This is a genomic window from Halobacillus sp. BBL2006, assembly GCF_000786645.1.
Classification (GTDB): Bacteria; Bacillota; Bacilli; order Bacillales; family Halobacillaceae; genus Halobacillus.
Genome location: NZ_JRNX01000947.1, coordinates 1 through 1,572 on the forward strand (window position 1 = coordinate 1; position 1,572 = coordinate 1,572).

A 1,572-nucleotide genomic window follows, 5' to 3' on the forward strand; every position below is an offset into this window, starting at 1 on the left:
AGAAGTGGCGGTTCCCCGCCACTTCTGCTGTCTAGTTCATAGGTGTATAATCGACGTTCGGTGAATAATTATTACCTGCATTCCAGATCAAATATTCATTGATCCCATTTTCCTTCAGTGCTTTGATCTGTACTTCTACTTCAGCTTTACCATACTGTTTGGTTGGTCCTGAGTATAGCCACGGAGCTTCGAAGTCCTGAATCCATGGTCTCGATGTCGGTTTATTCTCAAGCTTACCTAAGACCTCATTTTCAACCTTCGCATACTCGCTAATCAAACGGTAAGGTTCTGCATCAGGCTTCGATATGCCGAAGTATGGTCCCCAGTGACTAGGATAAATCATGGAAGAAATCACATCGACATTACTGGATATTTTAGAAAAGTTTTGACCGATATTCGGAGCTTCCGGAATCGTTGCAGAGTATCCGAAAATATCAACAGATACATCTACATCATAATTACTGAGCCCTTCTCTCGCAAAAGCGACAAAGTCGGTAACCGCTTTAACACGCTTTTGGACTTCTTCCAGCTCAAGGTTCGCATAATCTCCTTGACTATATTCAAGGATATCATCACGATTACCAAACCCTTCTGGGAAACGTACATAATCAAACTGAATTTCTTTGAAGCCCATTTCTGCTGCCATTTTAGCAATTTCCAAATTGTATTCCCATACTTCCTTCATAAATGGATTCACGAATGCTTCACCGCGTCCATTGACCCATACTTTTCCGTTTTGGGTATAGGATAGATCAGGCCGTTTTTCCGCAAGAAGAGTATCTTTAAAAACTACCACGCGGGCAATAGGGTAGATACCTTTTTCTTCTAAAGTTTTCAACATTTTCTTCGGATCGTCTATGTATGATTCAGCAATATCCGCGTACTTCTCGTCTTCAGGTTCAAATGTAAGATTTCCATGGTCTTCCTTAATATCGATAACCATTGCATTCAAATCCGTAGACTCAACTAACTTTGTCAGTTCACTCATTTTAGCTCCACCAGCAGATGGACCTGTCACGTAAATTCCTCTGACAGCATCAGGATATTCAAAATCAAATCCAGAATCGTATACAAATCGAGCAGCCGGATCCGGGACTTCTAACGTCTTTAGCACCATTTGTTTTTTCGTCAACAATTGAACTTCTTTTGCACTTTCCTCTTCTTCTGCGGATACCGTTCCTACAGATAAGACAGCGAGGATAATGCTAGAGAAGATCAACACACACAGTTGTCTTTTCCCCATTTACATCCTACTTTCCTAATAGATTGTTCTATTTAATTATATAAGACGTTCCTCCCTTATAACAGGATTAATTTTCAATTTTTGGCTATTCTTTTATAACCATACTTTTTACCTATTTTTGAAATCTGAATTACAACCAGTTCCCCATTCTTCTTACTCAACTAATGCTCCCGATTGTAGAAGACATAGTTTTGAGGTATCTGAGTCCGGTACTGGATCAGGGCTAGGGATGGTGGGGAAACGACTCGCTTTCCTGCGGGGGACCTGGCAAGCTTCCCCGGGCTCCGCCCTGTGGGATCTCGCCTAGCCCCTTCTCCCGCGGGAGTCTC

The 1,572-nt window shown here is 41.9% G+C and carries 1 protein-coding gene; it reads right to left on the bottom strand.

From position 1 onward, the window contains the following. Positions 1-31: 31 nt before the first annotated feature. Positions 32-1,243 carry a putative glycoside hydrolase gene (locus tag LD39_RS21295; protein ID WP_035553740.1) on the bottom strand — a complete coding sequence of 404 codons (1,212 nt, stop codon included), beginning with the start codon at positions 1,241-1,243 and terminating at the stop codon, positions 32-34. Positions 1,244-1,572 lie beyond the last annotated feature (329 nt).